Source organism: Paenibacillus sp. PAMC 26794, assembly GCF_000316035.1.
Lineage (GTDB): Bacteria > Bacillota > Bacilli > Paenibacillales > Paenibacillaceae > Paenibacillus.
On record NZ_ANHX01000003.1, the window covers coordinates 153,049 to 170,587 of the forward strand.

Sequence of the window (17,539 nt, forward strand, 5' to 3'; positions counted from 1 at the left end):
TCCATGACGATGAACATAGAAGAATACGGGGCATTATGGGAGCATATAACGATCCGATTACTGGATATTCGAATCATTACCGTTAACATCACTGAAGATCCTAATACGTGGACGCTTCCCTCGAATGCTTTTTTATTAATTACGAATGGCAAGGGAAAGATTTGGCTCGGTCAGGCAATGCATCACATCAAAGGGACATATATTCTGCACGCCTCCAAAGGAACGCGCCTGGATTGTCTGGCTAAGAAGCCGATGGAAATACATATGTTGTCTTATTCGTCACCAGAGTCAGAGAAGCCAAATACTGAAAGATCCCAAACATATACTGGGGTGGAGTCTTTGCAAGTAAGTTTTGGTTTTGAACCAGCGTGTCCATTGCCATTAATTGAAATCATGCAGTTGATATACAGACAATGGAATGAACTACAGTCAGCAGGCCGGATTCAAACCAAGGCGTTTTTCTACCAATGGCTCGCCGAGATGCTGAAACAAATGCAGGAGCAGAAGTTTAACGATGCTAAGCTGGATCGGGTAGATCAGGCGGTGCATTATATGAAATGTCACTACGGGGAACCACTCAAGATGGAACAGGTAGCTGAAATGCTGAATTGTAGTCCAAGGTATCTGAACCAATTGTTTCAGCTTCAATTAAATATGAGTCCCAGTCGTGTGCTGTCACAGATTCGGATGGAACAGGCATTAAAACTAATGGTGAGCACGAATGGGACCTTACAGGAAATCGCGGAGAGAGTAGGCTATGAGAACGGCTACACGCTAAGTCGTTATTTCAAGAAACATTATGGTGTATCTCCTGAGTTTTACAGAAAGCGTCGAGAGTGCAGTGCTCCAGATGTAGCCCTGCAAACATCCCCACCACATGCCGTTCTGGAAAGTCATTATTCGGGATGGAGCGAACGAACGGTACCTATAGTTGAAGCTGACAAAAACCAGCCAAAACAGAAGATTATAGATCTACAAGGAGTCCAAGTGAGGAAACCCCCAGCGCCCGCGGTGCCAAGAGCCAGAACTCGGATACTTGCCACAAGCATGGGAGAGATTACAATACCGGACAAACCTAGCCGTGTTGTCGTGGACTGGAATTTGGGAGAAGTACTGGCATTGGGGATGAATCCTCTTGGAACGCCGCATTCACTCATTGAAAGCAACCAAATGCTGGAGCCTTATATCTATGACCAAGTACAGGATATCGGCAATCATAATTTTATCTCACTTGAAAAAGTGCTTGAACTGGAACCGGATCTAATTATCACCTGGAATCCTGCTGCCTACGCTTCCTATGCCCGGATTGCGCCTACGGTGGTCTATGGAGGGAGTGGGTACGGCTCTGTCGCGGAGGAGATTCGAGAGATGGGACGTATTCTGAATCGCCAGACAGAAGCCGAAACATGGATTAAGGAATACGGGCGGAGAGTACATACTATACAGCAAACCATCACGGGCAAGGTTTCCTCAGAGAAGACATTTACCATCATTGATCCGAATTGGGGAGAACATATTACCCTTGTGGGAAATACGGGAACTCGTGGAGGTAAGGCAGCCTACGGGTTACTGAACTTGAAGCCAGCAGGCAAGGTTCGCCAGGAACTGCTGGAGCCGGGCCTGGAATACCTGGATATTGCGCGGAGTGCGGTAGGTGGGTACCTGGAGGACTACCTGTTGGTGTTGGATAATGGTCCAGTACATGGACTTGACCAATCTTCAGGCAAACCATGGCAGAAGTCCATCGAGACGGATCACTGCCGTGTTATTAGCCTTGACTGGAATAGATATTTCCTCTCCGACCCGTTGTCTGCGGTGCTGCAAGCCGAGGAAATGGCAGACCGGATTATGGCATATTAATTGTCGCTCACGCAATGAGCAGTAAGACTTATCAACTAGATATTCCATATATGCATATCCTGAATTGAGCCAACCATATATGTGAATATCTGGTGAATTTCTTGCTGTATGAGTCCATGATGGTTTGTTCTCCATTATACTTAATGAAAACGGACGAGGAGATGGACTCCAGATGAAAAAACAAATGTGGATCATTGCAAGTGTTGCAATTGTAATTGTGATCGGAACCTACCTGTTTGCAAGCAATATGGGCAAGGAAGAGGCGGGTACAGCCAATGCGCCCAACATCAGAAAATTGGTGGAAGATATCAGCACAGGTAAAGAGACACCTGAATCTGCCTCCATTAATGCCAAACAGTTAATCGTCACAGATCAAGATAAACATACGACTACATATGATTTGCCTGAGAATGAATTTTTCCTTTCCATTGCACCCTATGTGGACCAGACCCATCCCTGTGCAATTCATAGCTTGACCGGTTGTCAGGGGGAAATGAGCAATAAGGAATTCAGTGTTACTATTCACGATTCTCAAGGCAACACTTTTATGAAAGATGAAGTGATTAAGTCTGGTGCGAACGGATTTATGGATTTTTGGGTGCCAAGAGACAGAACCTATCTGATTCGTATTGTTCGAGATGGGAAGGTTGCAGAAACGCAATTGTCTACATACGAAAATGATAATACATGCATCACTACGATGCAGTTGAGTTAATGCAAACAGGCAAGCAAGGGGAGGGGGGGCTTTGAGCTATCCCTTTCCTTTTTTATTTTATAAAAGAATAGGAATAAGGTACTTTGCATTGACAAAAATCCATTCCTACGGCATAATCCAATAGTGATAATGATAATTGTTATCATATAAATACATATAAACAGGGGAGATAAAGATATGAAAAAAGGGTTAAACGGATTGTTGATCATGCTGGCCTTTGTGCTGGTTTTGGCGGGTTGTGGTAAAACCACGACTACAACAGAACCAAGTCAAGGTACTGATTCGGGTAGTGCTCCGGCTGAGGAGACCGCAGGTCCTGTTACTGTGAAGCATAAACGTGGAGAGCTTAAGCTGGACAAGCCGGCAGAACGTGTTGTTACACTTGAATGGACATATACGGAAGATGTAGTTGCCTTGGGTGTTCAACCAGTAGGTAACGCAGATAACGCTAACTATAAAGTGTGGGTAACATCCGAAGCAGCACTGGATGACAGTGTAACGGATATCGGAACACGCAGTGAACCGAATCTGGAAGCTATTGCTGCATTGAAGCCAGATCTCATCATTGCTAATGCAGATAATAATACGGCGGTCTATGATCAACTGAATGCAATTGCACCAACAATCGAATTCGATCCGTACGATGGAGACGGTTATAACTATGATAAAATGACAGAAATTTTCAACTCGATTGCAACAGCTCTGGGCAAAGAAGACAAAGCAAAACAAGTTCTTAGTGATCTCGATCAGCACTATGTAGAGGCCAAAGAAAAACTGGCTGCTGCGGGTAAAGAAAACTTCAACTTTGCACTGACACAAGCGTTCACATATCAGAATGCAGTCAGCCTGCGCATGTTTACCGATAACTCGGTTGTGATTGGTACATTGGACAAAATCGGACTGGTGAACGATTGGCAGCCGGATAAATTGGAAAACTACGGCTTCTCGACAGTAGGAATTGAGTCGTTGACCGCTGTAAAGGACAGTAACTTCATTTATATTACACAACCAGACGATGATGTCTTTGGCACAGCTATGAAGGATAACTCGGTATGGAATGGACTGAACTTCGTGAAGGACAAACGCACCTATCAACTGGATAGCACAACATGGACATTTGGTGGACCGATCTCCTCCAAAGTATTGGTTGATGGCGTAGTAGAGGCGATTACCAAATGAGTTCCGTTCAAGGATCTAAGCCAACGATGAATTGGCGCACAATAAGCATATATGGGGGCGGTCTAACCGCTCTCATCGTGCTTTTTTTTGTAAGTCTGTGTTATGGAGAGGCATCCATTCCTTTGCGTGTCGTTTGGGACGCACTTACAGGCAGACAGGATACATTAGAGCACAATATGGTCTGGGATTTGCGCATGCCGCGTACAGTGATCGGTATTCTTGCGGGTGGCGCACTGGCTGTTGCGGGCGCTTTGCTGCAAACGATTACTCGTAATCCACTGGCTGCTTCAGATACGCTGGGCATTAATGCAGGAGCGTACTTTGTGGTGGTGCTGGGAGTTATTGCTTTTCCAGGCCTGTTAAGTCAGTCGCCTTTTCTCTTCGCAGCTCTTGGTGGTCTGCTGGCAGCATTTGCGGCTTATTTCATGGGCGGCGGACGAACATCAAGCCCGGTTCGGCTTGCGTTGTCCGGTATGATTGTATCAATGGTGCTTGGTTCATTCACAAGCGCATTACATATTTTTTTCTCCATGGAGACACAAGGGTTGTTCCTTTGGGGCTCCGGAACACTTGTCCAGAATGACTGGAGTGGTGTGTCCTATGCTTGGCCTTGGGTGATTGGCATTACTATTCTCGCGTTAATCTTGTCCAGACAATGGGATATGCTGGAGTTGGATGAATCAACGGCTTCTTCCTTGGGACAAAAGGTTGCATTGGCTCGTGCAGGAGGGTTAATTCTCGCTGTATTGCTGGCTGCCGTGATTGTAAGTGTAATTGGGCCGATTGGCTTCGTGGGACTGGTCGCACCACATCTGGTTCGATTGAGTGGTGTACGTTCTAACCGATTACTTTTACCCGGTGTGTTCATATGGGGCGCAGCGCTCCTGGTTGGAGCAGATGTCCTCGCCAAGATGGTGCATAACTCCAGCATGGAACTGCCAACGGGTGCTGTTATGGCAATCATTGGTGCACCGTGGCTCATCTGGCTTGTTCTTACACGCATGAAGGCTGCAAACGGATCAGGCATGTCCACTTCAATGAGCACAGGAGGAGCTGCGCGTCGCTTTGCATTTGGCCCGATGGCTGTATTATTCTCAGTCATAACGGTTGTGCTTATCTTGCTCAGTACGATGTTTGGCGGTATGCGAATTCCGCTGGCCGATTGGTTACCAAGTCTGTTCCAATCCGATGGACTGTTCTCCGCGTTGGTTCAGCTTCGGATTCCGCGTACCCTTGTTGCCGCAGGTGCGGGGGCAGCACTGGCAATCAGTGGTGTGCTCATTCAGATGGCGGTACGTAACCCGTTGGCGGATGCTTCTATTGTTGGTGTGTCCTCTGGTGCAGGGCTCGGAGCGATGATGGTCATTATTTTATGGCCGGGTCTTCCGATATACTTGCTGCCGATCGCAGCAATCGTTGGTGCCGCCATTGCCGCAGTGGTTGTGTTCTCCCTCTCTTGGAAGAAAGGGCTGAATCCATCTGCGGTTGTGTTGCTGGGGATCGCGATGTCTGCTATTGCTGGAGCAGGTATTCAGATTCTGATTGTCCGTGGTGCGGTATACGGTAGCAGCGGATATATCTGGCTGACAGGAAGCACCTATGCTCGTACCTGGGAACAGGTGAGGGTTATCGGATTATTTTTAGTTATTCTGGTACCGGTGGCTTGGTGGCTGGCACGCAGATTCGAACTGCTGGTATTCGACGACAATAGTGCATCCGGGCTTGGTCTCGGAGTACGTCGTACACGATTATTGGCCATGACAGTGGGTGTATTACTTGCAGCAGGTGCGGTTGCTTGTGTAGGAACCGTCGGTTTTATCGGTCTGATTGTACCCCATATGGTACGGCTATTGACGGGGAATAAGTTAAGAAGATCCATGTTCCTATCCGCATTAGCGGGTGCAGTCATGCTGGTACTCGCCGATACAATCGGCAGAACCGTCATGGCACCGACAGAGATTCCATCAGGCATACTCATTGCGATCATCGGAACACCGTACTTCCTGTATCTGATGTATCGTTCCAACTGGCGCAAGTCTGTATAAAAAGTTCAAACCTGAAGCCTGCTCCCCGAGCAGGCTTTTTGCTGTCACGGTATGCCCTCCAGCCATGATCTTATGTTCCTGTTTAACCCGGTTGCATAGATATTGGATCATTGGACCTGACGTGTGGTACCCACAGATAACCTCACCCGATGAATGTCTACTCCCGCACGAAATGACAAAATCCCCTCACGTCTACAAGAAGTAGAGTTCACGATATCAAACGTGAAACTCTTACTCCCTGTGGACCTTGAGGGGATTTTGGCTTGAGCACATTCGAATCGTACTCCCGTTAGCTGGATTTCAGAATCCCGCTGTCATCGACGGATTGTACCGCTTGTTGCAATATTTCATTATCCTGAACGAGGGCGAAGCGCACATACCCTTCACCTGAAGGACCAAAGGCACTGCCTGGGGTTGCGATGACTCCTGCATGTGTAACCAGATCCATGGCAAATTGCTCCGAGCTGTCGTAGTGCGCCGGAATCCGGCTCCAGACGAACATCGTTGCTTCAGGTTTGGCAATCGGCCAACCCAGACTGCTGAAGCCTTCACAGAGGATGTCTCTGCGCTGTTCATAAATAGCTCTGACCCGTTCAACCTCAGATTGATCACCGGTAATGGCGGCAATTGCTGCTTTTTGGATCGGTAGGAACATCCCGTAATCCATATTGGATTTTAGCTTTTTCAGCATGGAGACCATGGTTGTATTGCCCACACAGAAGCCGATTCGAGCTCCTGCCAGTCCGTACGTTTTTGACAGGGAATTGAATTCCACACCGACGTCCATGGCGCCAGGGAAAGCGAGGAAGCTTCCACATGACTTTCCGTCAAACACGAGCTCGCTGTACGCATTATCGTGAAGCACGATAATATCATACTTCTTGGCAAAGGCAATCAGGTCGAGATAGAACTGATCCGGTGCCATCGCAGTTGTTGGATTGTTAGGATAGGAGACCAGCATGAATTTTGCTCGATGAGCGATATCTTCCGGTATATCCTGAAGTTGAATAACATACCCGTTTTTTTCTTTTTGCGGCATATAATACAGCTCTGCTCCGGCTAATAAAGGTCCATCAGCGAAGACGGGATAGCAGGGGTCAGGGACCAGCACCAGATCACCTTCATCGACAATGGAGAGGGATATATGTGCCAGCCCTTCCTGTGAACCGAGCAAGGAACAGATTTGTGTTGCCGGGTCTAACTCGACCTGATAGCGTTGCTTGTACCAATCGCTTGTAGCTTGCAGCAACTCACTCTGATCATTCACAGCATATATATAATTAGCCGGATCAGCTGCGGCCTCGCACAGTGCAGTTATAATATGCTGCGCAGGTGGGATATTCGGCGTACCCACACTGAGATCAATAACGGGCTGCCCGTTCTCCAGTCTGCGGCGCTTGATCTCCAGCAGCCGGGTGAAAATTCCTTCGTTGAAATGATCCATTCGTTTGGCAAAGTTCATGATGATGATTCAGCCTCCAATCCTCTTCGTACACATATTCATTAATAATAAATGGACAGCGACTAAAAGAGAAGAGCAGGGGGAAGCTTGCGGATCATGACTTTACTTTAAACTGGCTTAGTTCGTCTTGCAGTTTGCCAGATAGCTGGTTCAACTGTTTCGACAGATCCGCTACCTGTTCGATACTATCCAACTGCTCCTGCGTGCTGGCGCTTACTTCTTCCGTCGATGCCGAGTTCTCCTCTGTGGTGGAAGAGATAATCTCCAGTGCCTGGAATATCTCATCTTTGTGTTTGTGTACATTGGCGGTATTGCTCGTAATCTGCATCATACGCTGCTGCAGATCTTTCAGGTCTTTGTTAATGCTGAAGAATACATGTTTGGTATCTTCTACAGATTTGGCATTTTCCTCCGCAATCTTCATACCGCGCATGGTATGTTCAACCGATAGGGTTGTTTTTTCTTCAATAACATTCACCTTTTTGTTGATTTCCTCTGTTGCCTGAGCCGTCTGTTCTGCAAGTTTGCGGACCTCTTCGGCAACGACGGCAAATCCTCGTCCATGTTCGCCAGCACGTGCAGCCTCAATGGAGGCATTCAGGGCGAGCAGGTTCGTCTGAGAGGCAATCTGTTTGACCGTATCCACAAAACTGGATATTTCATTCCGACTCAGGTCAATCTCATGGATAATAGAGGACACTGCTTGGGTGGATTGATGGTTTTCCTCGGACCATTTCGATAATTGTTCCACAACCGCGAGTCCTTGGCTGCTTTGATCGACAGATGTCTGCACGACCGTTCCCATAGCCTGCGCATCGGTAGCAATTTCATCGATTTGGCTGGATAACGAGCCTGTTTTACGTAAAATATTTTCCGTTTCAATGGACTGATAATTCGTTGCATTGGCAATCTCGTTAATAGCTGTTGATGTATCATTCATGGTCACAGCTGTTCGTGTTGAGATGGCTTGCAGATCATTCGACGACTGGTTCAGGATTTGCGCCGAGCTGCCGACCATTTGCAGCATGCCCTGAATTTTCTGCACCATGGAATTCAAACCTGTGGCGATCTGTCCAATTTCATTATTAGATTTGATATCCAGTTTGACAGTCAGGTCACCTTGTTCAATCTGTTTAATCTTGGCCAGCAGCTGTGGTATGGAGCGTAACAGACGGCGAAGGGTAATGTAACAGATAATCACAAGCAGAAGGGTGGCTGCAGCAAAACCGCCAAGCGTAATCCACGTGAACGTTTTTAATTCCGCGAGAACTTCTTCTTCGGATATGGTCAGACCAACGGACCATCCCGTATCTTTGCTGGTAGCGTAGCCGATATATCGACGTTCCCCATTGTCGTTCATAAGTTGTACGCCGTTTTCACCCGCAAGCATTTTCTTGCCGATGTCCCCCATGTCCCCCGTACTGTTCAGGATGTTCTCCTTCAATACCTTTTCTTGATCTGGATGGTACAGAATTTCCCCGCTCTTGGACAGCAACATGGAATAGCCCGTGCTTCCAAGGGAATAACTCTCCATAATCGCCGGGATATCCTTGAATGCAATATCCGCTGCGGCAAAGCCGATCGTGTTGTTGTTTTTGTCTTTGATCGGATAAAAGATACCCATGAGTACATCGCCTGCTGCAATATCAATGTACGGATCGGAGAAATAAAGTCCGTCTGCGTCAGTAACCGGCTTGTAGTATGGACGCGACTGGATATCAAAGTCCGGTGCAGATACGACACCATCATTTTGAATCCAAAAGCCTTTTCCATCCAGACCCGCGACCCAGGCATCTGCAAAGGAAGGCTCTGCCTTAACGATAGCGGCCAGTGTCGCCTGTGTTTGCGCAGCGTAGGTAGAACTTGCCGCATCCGCAGCAGATGCTGTTGTTTCTATGTATTGCTGAAATAATGTATTAGTGGACATTTGCTTGACCAGTGCGCCCTTTTCTTTGAATAATGCATCAAATTCACTAACAATGGCTTGTGTCTTGGTCTGGAGCATGGATTCCTGCTGTTTCACCAGAATGTTTCGTGTGCTTGCAAACATAAATGTTCCCAGCACGGCAAAGACAACTACGATAATGATCAGCAGCACAATGGACAACGTATTTGCCATACTGGATGTCCGTGTTCCTGGTTTCCCCCACTTGTTCAACATGTTCGACATATTCCATCTCCCCAGATGATTAATAAAAAGCTCAAAACGCCTAAGTTATATGTCGGCATGATCTATAGTTTTATGTAGATTTTTGTCGAATAATCCTGAAAGCAATGGAAAGGAAAGGCATGAGTATGAGGAGGATGAAAGGGGAGGGATGAAAAAAGAGAAAAGGAATGAAAAAACGGGGATCGGTGGTGGTTCATTCAGGCGATGTTGTTTTATAATGGAATGAATTGGAACTATGGATGGAAACGGGGGGTTATCTGTGAGTGAGTTATGGCATGCTTCAATACAGGGGGGTCCATGGAATGCCGAAAAGATGCACCAGGCGGTGCATCTGTTGCGCCGCAGAGCAACGGTTCATTTTCGCGTTGACGCGGATACATACGAGGACCTTGCCGAGCTCGATGCCAAAGTGTTCTTTGCCCGGCCGGATCTGATCCTACACATATCACATATGGACCCTAAAGGGGTATATTCATCCGGATTTTTGGGGAGACTGGCACAGTTAAAACATGTGTCTGCCTTGCAGCTTGATCTTTCGCAGGCACAGGATTTGACGATTCTGGGTGCGATGGAGCAGATACAGTTTCTAAGATTGAATTCACCTGCAAAGGCGACCGGGCTCGATTTTATTAAACACTACAAACGATTGACCTTTCTTGAACTGCGTGGCAGATTCAACGGATTTGCTTCCATTGCGGCATGTCTCCAACTGCATACGCTCATTCTGAACTGCACGGTCGAAAGTGTTGATGTGTTAGCGGAATTGCCTATGCTTCAGTATCTGTCCCTGGATCACTGTGAGTTAAAAGGGGGACTGGATGTATTGACACAGTCGACCATCTCGATGTTGAAGCTCAGCTCTGTTCGCAAACTGACGAGTATTCAGGGACTCGAACAGATGCGCGGGCTGGAATATCTGCATCTGTCCTTGCCCAAGCTGGAGCATTTATGCGACTTTTCCCATCTGACCTCTCTCAGACAGCTCGAACTGGACTATATGAAATCGTTACGGGATACCAAACATCTATGGACAGCCCGTGCTTTGGAGTCCATTGAACTGAAAGAGATTAATACGGCGCTCAAGGCGGATTCGTTTGCTGAACTGACCGGGCTGGAGCACTTGCGCCAAATCGATTTTCGTTTTATTGATGTTAACAAAGGACGGATTGCAGCTATGCGTGATCACCTGGCCAAGGCCGGAAAATCCCATTTGTTATATGAAAATATCCCTGAGCATGAACGCCTGAATTCTATAGGTATTGCGCACTTGTCGCATGTAATAATGTAAACGGGCTTCTGTCCAGCGTGTGTATACAGAGCGCACTCCGGTGAACGGACCGAGTGAGGTGGGCAAATGTCATTGCTATCTAAGTGTTCGTATCCGTTAAGGCGGGCATGTTGATCTCTTTCACGCAGGCCGCTTTGGACAAGCTAATAATACATCGAACGATGGCGACCATATCCTGCAAGGGAATGCGGGTCCCATCATACTCGGCCAGTGCACGTTCCATCCCGTCTTCATACGGGATTTCTGCCGCCAGTTCTCCCGGGTTGATGCATGTCACCGCGATGCGGTCATTTCTCGTATGCTCTCTTAGAGCTTCCGTAATACCCCGTATGGCAAATTTGGACGCGACAAAAGAAACCTGGCTGCTGCCCGCATTGCTCAAGCCGGCTGTTGAACCGATCAGGATGATCTTCCCTGCTTCAGACTGGCGGAGCTGAGGCAGTAAAGCCTGTATACATACAATTGTAGAAGTCACATTCACATGAATCAGCTGGCTGATATCTGCGGGTTCATCCCGATCAAACGTGTAGTGCTCTTCAAATCCTTCCTTTTCCCAGATCCCCACGTTATAAATAAGCACATCCAACGTCTCGCCTTGAAGTTGGCTGGCAACTTGCTCCGCGGCCTGAAGCTCGGAAAGATCAGCCTGAATCCATATTCGCTGGACGCCATCCTCCACGGACAGACTTTCCGGCTTGCTGCGGGAGACTACCCAGACCTTATCACCGGATTGCGGCACGCCTCTGACAAAGGCATCGCCTAATCCCTTGCTTGCACCAAAGACAATTATATTTTTCAAATAAAGCCCTCCTTATCAATTAGAAATTAATAAAATTTACATTAATCTATATCTTACTATAGAGGTGATATATGGAACATGAAGTTTACATGAGGTATACTTCATCCTTATCAAGATTCGGGATTTTTGAAGTTAAAAGGTGAATCTCTTCATAAGAAATGTACTGAAAAGGACCTGGCTCCACACATGGTGGAGTTCCAGGTCCTGATCAATAAGCGAATAAAACCACATTTATTCTACGCGGAAATAATCGAAATCTGCATATCCTCCGGTAGACTTCGTTGCATAATTGAATAGTGCAAACCGGTATCCCATAAAGTGTGGCAGTGTGTAAGACATTTGAAGTGTATTACCAATGGTTGTCCAGTTGCTGCCATTCAGGCTATAAGCAAAGTAGGCTTTGTCGGTCTGGTTCGTAAAATCACAGATGACGCGTAGATATATTCTGTTCTGGTTTAAAGGCACAGTTGCTACTTCGGTCATGGTGCCGGAACTGGCATTAGCCATAACGATGGATTTGGTGCTGCCCGTCATTTTTACGCCGACAAAACCATATTTGGCCTGAAAAGCGGCAAGTCCAGCATAATCACCATCCTTCATACCTGCTGTATCCAAAGCGGTCATCCCTGTGCTTTTTGGACCAAAGGTTCGTTGTGTCAGCGTGTTGCGGGATTCTAACAGGTTTTTGCTGATTTTGCCTGCAGTTAACCGCATGAAACCGGGCCGCTGGAGCAGGGACCAGTTGGCAGCATCGGGGTTATGATTCCACTGCCAGAAAGTAGCGAGACTGGATGTACCAGAAGATGAATTGCTCGTCAGGGAGACGTCATCCACATAAAATGCCATCAGATCATTGGTCGGGTCCGGATTCGAGTTATACGGTGTTTCCACAAAAATAAAGCTTTGGGACAGGTCTGCATTCGACGGAACGGTATACGTACCTTGAATGGTACCCCACTGTCCGCGGGTTAACGTCGCACTGCCCATAATAGTAATTCCGGTATAACTTGCACCGTTCTGGATGCTAAGATTGAACGTTTTGGTTGCAGGACCAGTAGTGTATTTGATCTTTGCCGAAAAAGAGTACGTTCCTCCCGTTACCAGCTTGCCTGTAACCATCTGTTTGGCTCCGCCTGCTGTCTGCTGTCTGCCGCTGACGAGCAGGCTTTTTGTACCGCTGAACGCTTCGGCATTTGTTACGGTGATGGTCGCCGTATTGTTGCTGGTCCACGGCTGAATGGTACTTTCCTCAAAGCTGCCGTTCACTAACAGTTGCGTTACTGAGGGGGTGCCAGATGTGGTTGCGTTGAACTCATCGGACCCGTAGATTTTGGCAGCGGGCTGACCTTCAACAGGCATATTCATGTTAAGGGGAACCTTGCCGTTCACCCCAAACACAGGCCAGTTATCCGACCACGTTACCGGAACGAGATAGGGGATGCGCCCAATGGCCCCGCTATCACGAAACAGCAAGCCGTACCAAGCGCCGGATGCGGTATCCACGATGCCTCCTTGGGCGATTCCCGAGTCTCTTAGTACAACTTTACCTGTGTATGGACCTGTCAATGTGTTTGCACGATAGGCAAGCTGAATGCGACCATCACCAGAAGGCCAGGCAATCAGGAATACATAGTACATACCATTGATCTTCTGAATGTGTGCTCCTTCTGCCTTTACAATCATGTTGGAGCCGGCTACACTGCTCGCGTTTGGAATCAGGACCTGATTGAGACCGCCGGACTTCACGGCCTTGGCATCAGGTGTTAGCTCAACGATACTGATGTTATCACTGCCGTGAACAAGAAAGGTCCGATTCCCGTCAAACAAAAGGGAGGGGTCATGGTAATAGCTGTTCAATGTGTAAGGTGTCCATGGCCCTGTTTCAATATTGCTGGTTTGGTAAATATACGTTTTGCCCGTGGAAAGCGAACCAAAGGCTACATAATATATACCGTTGTTGTACCGCAAGCTGCTCGCCCAGGAACCACGTCCATACTCGTTTTGTCCATTGTTCAGATTCTGTATATCCCCGTTTCCAAGCGTATCGTATACATAGTTTACGATGCTCCAGTTAACCAAATCATAAGACTTCATGACGGGAACTCCCGGATTCATATGCATCGTTGTACTTGTCATATAAAATGCATTGCCCACCCGAATGACGTCACTGTCAGGAACATCCGCGTAAATAACCGGATTGCTGAACGTTGCGGCTGAAGCAGCGGGACTTGTCAACGGGAATGATGTTATAAGCAAAGGAAGAGCGAGTAGAAGAGTACTGATTTTTTTCCACATATTCTATCCTCCCAATCGATCATGTCCTATGAATTAAAGCGAGTACTCCAGATAATCAATGTAAGCATCCCAAGTGCCATTATCCGTTGTTACGACCAGCTTGATTTCCTGATTGCCTGTAGTGTGAGTGATGCCGGTGAGGGTTTGAACGGTCGGCTCCGTTCCCGTGAAGTAGAAAGAACCAGCGGTTACACCCCCGATGACCAGATCAACACGGGCTGTATTATTGTTGTTGGAAGCGCCGCGGACAGAGAACTGATGGGTTGGGAATCCAAAATATTGATTATAGGCTGCATAATCATTGTTCCCGTAAAGAGCGACTCCATTAAAAGGGGAACTGATTACGCCAGCGTATTGGCCGCCAAGCGTCATATTCTCGGCTTCGTAACGGGTAACGTTTGGATTGGGATTAGGATTTGGGTTAGGGTTACCGCCCGAACCGGATGTAAATTGCCAGTAGTCCAGTTTGAACAGGTTTCCATTGCCCGAGCCTGTAAACACCAGATATAAACGATGTACACCTGTTGCGTTGGTAACATTGGTCTCCATCTCGCGCCAAGTTTGCGAACCGCCGGTTGAGCTTACGTTAAGTGTTCCAGCCAGAGGACCTGTCGGACTGTCAAGTCGAATCTCGATGTTGCCATTTCCGGTAGAAGCGACATTGGCCTTGAATTTGGAAGCTCCAGCTGAGCCAAAATCAACATTACCGACCGCGATCCAATCCCCATTATGAATGTTAGTGACATTCTGATTGGCTACAGGGCCACCGCTCGCTTGACTTGGTTCAGTGTTAATTCCTGCTTGCCAGCCAATGGTTTCCGCTTCCACCCGGACATACGGGTTGAGGTTGGACGTTTGGGATACACCAGTCATGTTACCCTGCACTTCCTGGATGGAGCCATCCGCGTTGTGGGTCAGCTTATTGATATGTGTGGAACGGTACCCTTTGCCATCACCGAGGAATGCCTTGCTTACCGTTTGTGCATGGTACGCCACATACCATTCGTTGTTGAACTGGAACACGGCATGGTGGTTATTGCCGCCTACGCCGAAGAACGTGCCGGGATTTTTCAGGAAGTGTCCTTTATACGTGAAAGGCCCCATCGGGCTGTCACTAACCATGTATCCGATCTCACCTTTTGGATATGCAGTGGGATGTGTTCCCGCGAAGTTGATACAGTAGGAGTAATAATATTTGCCGTTATACTTGTGGATGCCAGAATCTTCGAACATATAAGGAGAATCAATAGTCACAGCACTGCCCACCACACTGGTCATGTCGGCACCGAGACGAATGACTCGAGCTGTTTTGGGATTGGCAATGGAAGCAGCGTTGGTATCGTTCGGAATGCCGCCGCCAGCATACAAGTAAGCAGAGCCATCATCATCGACAAGTACAGCCGGATCAAAGAGCCAGGTTACACCGGACATACCTGGTGTTCCGTGTGTCAGGAGGGCACGTCCGAGCGGGTCGGACCACGGTCCAATGGGGGAATCCGCCGTGAGCACGCCAATACCTCCACCTGAGTTGGCAAAATACAGGAAGAACTTTTCTTTGCCAGCAATGGTTTTCTTCGCCATGGCAGGAGCCCAGGACTGGGTAGCCCATTTGGCAATTCCTTGTCCATTATTGGCATTATTCGCACCTGCTACCGGGATGGAGCCATGGTCTGTCCAGTTCACCATGTCAGCTGAAGAGATGACGTTAATTTTCCCGATCGTGCTGTACTGGTTCTCTTTGACAGAGCCGTCACTGTTATACAGATATGCATCACCTGTCATGTAGACATAGACCCGATTGTTATGGACGAGCACATAAGGGTCGGCTCCCAGTTTATGATCGATGAGGGGATTGGAATTTCCAGGAAGTTTGGCAACGGCTGCATTGGCTGCATGGCTCGATTCAACGGGCAGGGTGACAAAGATTAGCAGACAAGACAACAACAAAACTAGCGGTTTACGAATCATACGTTTCGCCTCCATGAGATTGGATTAGTTGGTGAGCTGAAATTCAGAATAGCAGTGATGATGAAATGCCGAAAAAACGAAGAGATTTCCCTCATGTCACCCCCTTCTTGAAATAATGGTTAGGTTGGCTGTTAGGTTAAGTCTTCATGTTGTCATATATGGTTTAAGCCAGACGACCTGTGCACCGGGTACGTGGTCACGGCAGCAAGGGGAGTGGCTATAACCCGAAGTAAGCCTGCATCTGTGTGTACGATTAGAAAAGCTATAATCTGTCAGGTTTCTTTTTGTAATCGCTTTCAATAAAATGTGTTAGAACACTGAAATTTGGCGAAGAAAGAGGATTGGTCACATTTAAATGTAATTATTTTTCATATTTTCTTTTAAATGTTTATTATCTTGACGATATCATATCACAATTTTAAGATAATACAATCTTTTTCTATTTTTTAGTAGAGGATGAAGAAGATCGTAATTATTCCATGTGTTTAACATCGGACTTTATGGTAAAATACGATCTCATATTCTATATAACTACACTTTCAAGCAGCTTTACCCGCCCCATGAATTAGATACGAGAAAAAGATGTCTTAAGCTGTGACCGTTTCCCTGGAATCTACCGGGGGACGGTCATTTCGTTTTTTTCTGGAATCGATCCTGGTTATATAACAAAATCTGCTCTTACTTGCTGACCAACTTTGACATTGCATAATTTCTTCTCTTTGTTGTACATATTCCAGTTTTTGTATAGCTAAAGAGCGCAGAAGGTTGTTGTTTATTGATATTGGTGGATTGCCCCCTGTGTTTTGTCCACACCGTTGATTGAGTGTTTGAATATTAATATCGAGTGAGCTTATGCCAAATACTGCTAGAGTCAGAGGTTCATAAAGGTGGGATGGGAAAATGTCTATTTTATCAACTGGGCCGATAGAAAACAATCCGGTTTCCGGGGTTAGACCGACCCAACAGGTAACGATTAGATTGGCAAGTCGGGCTGATGTGGATTCTGTAACAGTATCCATTCAGGGTTATGTGCTAAGCACAACAAGAACGCTGTATGTGAGTGAAGTAATCGGTATTGCCCCTAATGAAGCAGTGACCAGAAATTATTTTGCAGATTTAGATGCTTTTGAGTTTGTTTTTGGAACAGATGTGGAAGGCGTGGAGGAAGTAGAGATTTCAGTGTGGGGCAAACAAGCCTCTGGACAATTGGTTGATGCACACCGGGTGGTGGAGCACGAACAAACAGTTAATAACAGCTAAAAGATAAAATCTACTCAAAAAGGAGATGTAGCGATGAGCTTTTTATCAACAGGGCCAATAGAAAATAATGCTGTTAGCGGTGTAAGGCCGACTCAGACAGTTACAGTCAAAATTGATAACCGCAGTGATGTGACTACCTCAACCATACAAATTCAAGGGTATTACATGAGTGGTGGAATGAGGGTTCTGTATGTCAGTGAGTTTTTTGACGTCGCACCCAATCAAGTAGTAACCAACAACTATTACGCGAATCTTGATGCCTTCGAGTTTACTTTTACAACAACAGCGACGGTTAATGATCCTGTGCAAGTATCCGTATGGGGTAAGAGCAGCACAGGCGCTTTGGTAACTAGCCCATCGTTTGGTTTCTTCCGAATTGCTGGGTGAAACCCCAAGTATCAATGGAGTCACCGGTGCAACCGGAGCGACAGGTACAGCAGGGACAACCGGTGCAACCGGAGCGACAGGTACAGCAGGGACAACCGGTGCAACCGGAGC

The 17,539-nt window shown here is 47.1% G+C and carries 12 protein-coding genes; 7 read left to right on the top strand and 5 right to left on the bottom strand.

Annotated features, from left to right (window positions below; translation table 11 throughout):
- Positions 1-9: 9 nt before the first annotated feature.
- The 4 genes from D829_RS0101655 to D829_RS0101670 all read left to right on the top strand — a co-directional run bounded on the left by D829_RS0101655 (position 10) and on the right by D829_RS0101670 (position 5,799).
- Positions 10-1,860 carry an AraC family transcriptional regulator gene (locus tag D829_RS0101655; RefSeq protein WP_193748438.1) on the top strand — a complete coding sequence of 617 codons (1,851 nt, stop codon included), beginning with the start codon at positions 10-12 and terminating at the stop codon, positions 1,858-1,860.
- Between the two features lie 172 nt (positions 1,861-2,032).
- Entirely contained in the window at positions 2,033-2,575 is a 543-nt protein-coding gene (locus tag D829_RS0101660) for a CueP family metal-binding protein (RefSeq protein WP_017687096.1), read from the top strand.
- A gap of 177 nt (positions 2,576-2,752) precedes the next feature.
- Entirely contained in the window at positions 2,753-3,754 is a 1,002-nt protein-coding gene (locus D829_RS0101665) for an iron-siderophore ABC transporter substrate-binding protein (RefSeq protein WP_017687097.1), read from the top strand.
- Positions 3,751-5,799: an iron ABC transporter permease gene (locus tag D829_RS0101670; RefSeq protein WP_017687098.1), complete on the top strand. Its 2,049-nt coding sequence runs from the start codon at positions 3,751-3,753 to the stop codon at positions 5,797-5,799. The genes D829_RS0101665 and D829_RS0101670 overlap by 4 nt, the downstream gene beginning before the upstream one ends.
- A 289-nt stretch (positions 5,800-6,088) precedes the next feature.
- Here D829_RS0101670 and D829_RS0101675 read toward each other — a convergent pair whose 3' ends face one another.
- Positions 6,089-7,261: an aminotransferase class I/II-fold pyridoxal phosphate-dependent enzyme gene (locus D829_RS0101675; protein WP_017687099.1), complete on the bottom strand. Its 1,173-nt coding sequence runs from the start codon at positions 7,259-7,261 to the stop codon at positions 6,089-6,091.
- A 94-nt stretch (positions 7,262-7,355) separates the two neighbouring features.
- The gene (locus tag D829_RS0101680) at positions 7,356-9,431 is read right to left on the bottom strand and encodes a methyl-accepting chemotaxis protein (protein WP_017687100.1); all 2,076 of its coding nucleotides are present in this window, start codon (positions 9,429-9,431) and stop codon (positions 7,356-7,358) included.
- A 259-nt stretch (positions 9,432-9,690) separates the two neighbouring features.
- Between D829_RS0101680 and D829_RS0101685 the strand changes: the two genes are divergently transcribed.
- On the top strand, positions 9,691-10,719 hold the full coding sequence (locus D829_RS0101685) for a hypothetical protein (protein WP_017687101.1): 1,029 nt from the start codon (positions 9,691-9,693) through the stop codon (positions 10,717-10,719).
- A 79-nt stretch (positions 10,720-10,798) separates the two neighbouring features.
- On the opposite strand, the gene D829_RS0101690 is transcribed toward D829_RS0101685, so the two are convergent.
- From D829_RS0101690 to D829_RS0101700, 3 genes are all read right to left on the bottom strand, one after another.
- A complete protein-coding gene (locus D829_RS0101690; protein WP_017687102.1) occupies positions 10,799-11,518 on the bottom strand; it encodes an SDR family NAD(P)-dependent oxidoreductase in 720 nt (239 codons plus the stop codon).
- Positions 11,519-11,749: 231 nt separating this feature from the next.
- A complete protein-coding gene (locus tag D829_RS0101695; protein ID WP_017687103.1) occupies positions 11,750-13,813 on the bottom strand; it encodes a family 43 glycosylhydrolase in 2,064 nt (687 codons plus the stop codon).
- 33 nt (positions 13,814-13,846) lie between these two features.
- Entirely contained in the window at positions 13,847-15,781 is a 1,935-nt protein-coding gene (locus tag D829_RS0101700; protein ID WP_017687104.1) for a carbohydrate-binding protein, read from the bottom strand.
- Between the two features lie 900 nt (positions 15,782-16,681).
- Here D829_RS0101700 and D829_RS0101705 point away from each other — a divergent pair.
- Complete coding sequence (locus D829_RS0101705; protein WP_017687105.1) at positions 16,682-17,041, top strand: hypothetical protein; 360 nt, start codon at positions 16,682-16,684, stop codon at positions 17,039-17,041.
- Between the two features lie 33 nt (positions 17,042-17,074).
- Positions 17,075-17,428: a hypothetical protein gene (locus D829_RS30235; protein WP_193748439.1), complete on the top strand. Its 354-nt coding sequence runs from the start codon at positions 17,075-17,077 to the stop codon at positions 17,426-17,428.
- Positions 17,429-17,539: the final 111 nt, after the last annotated feature.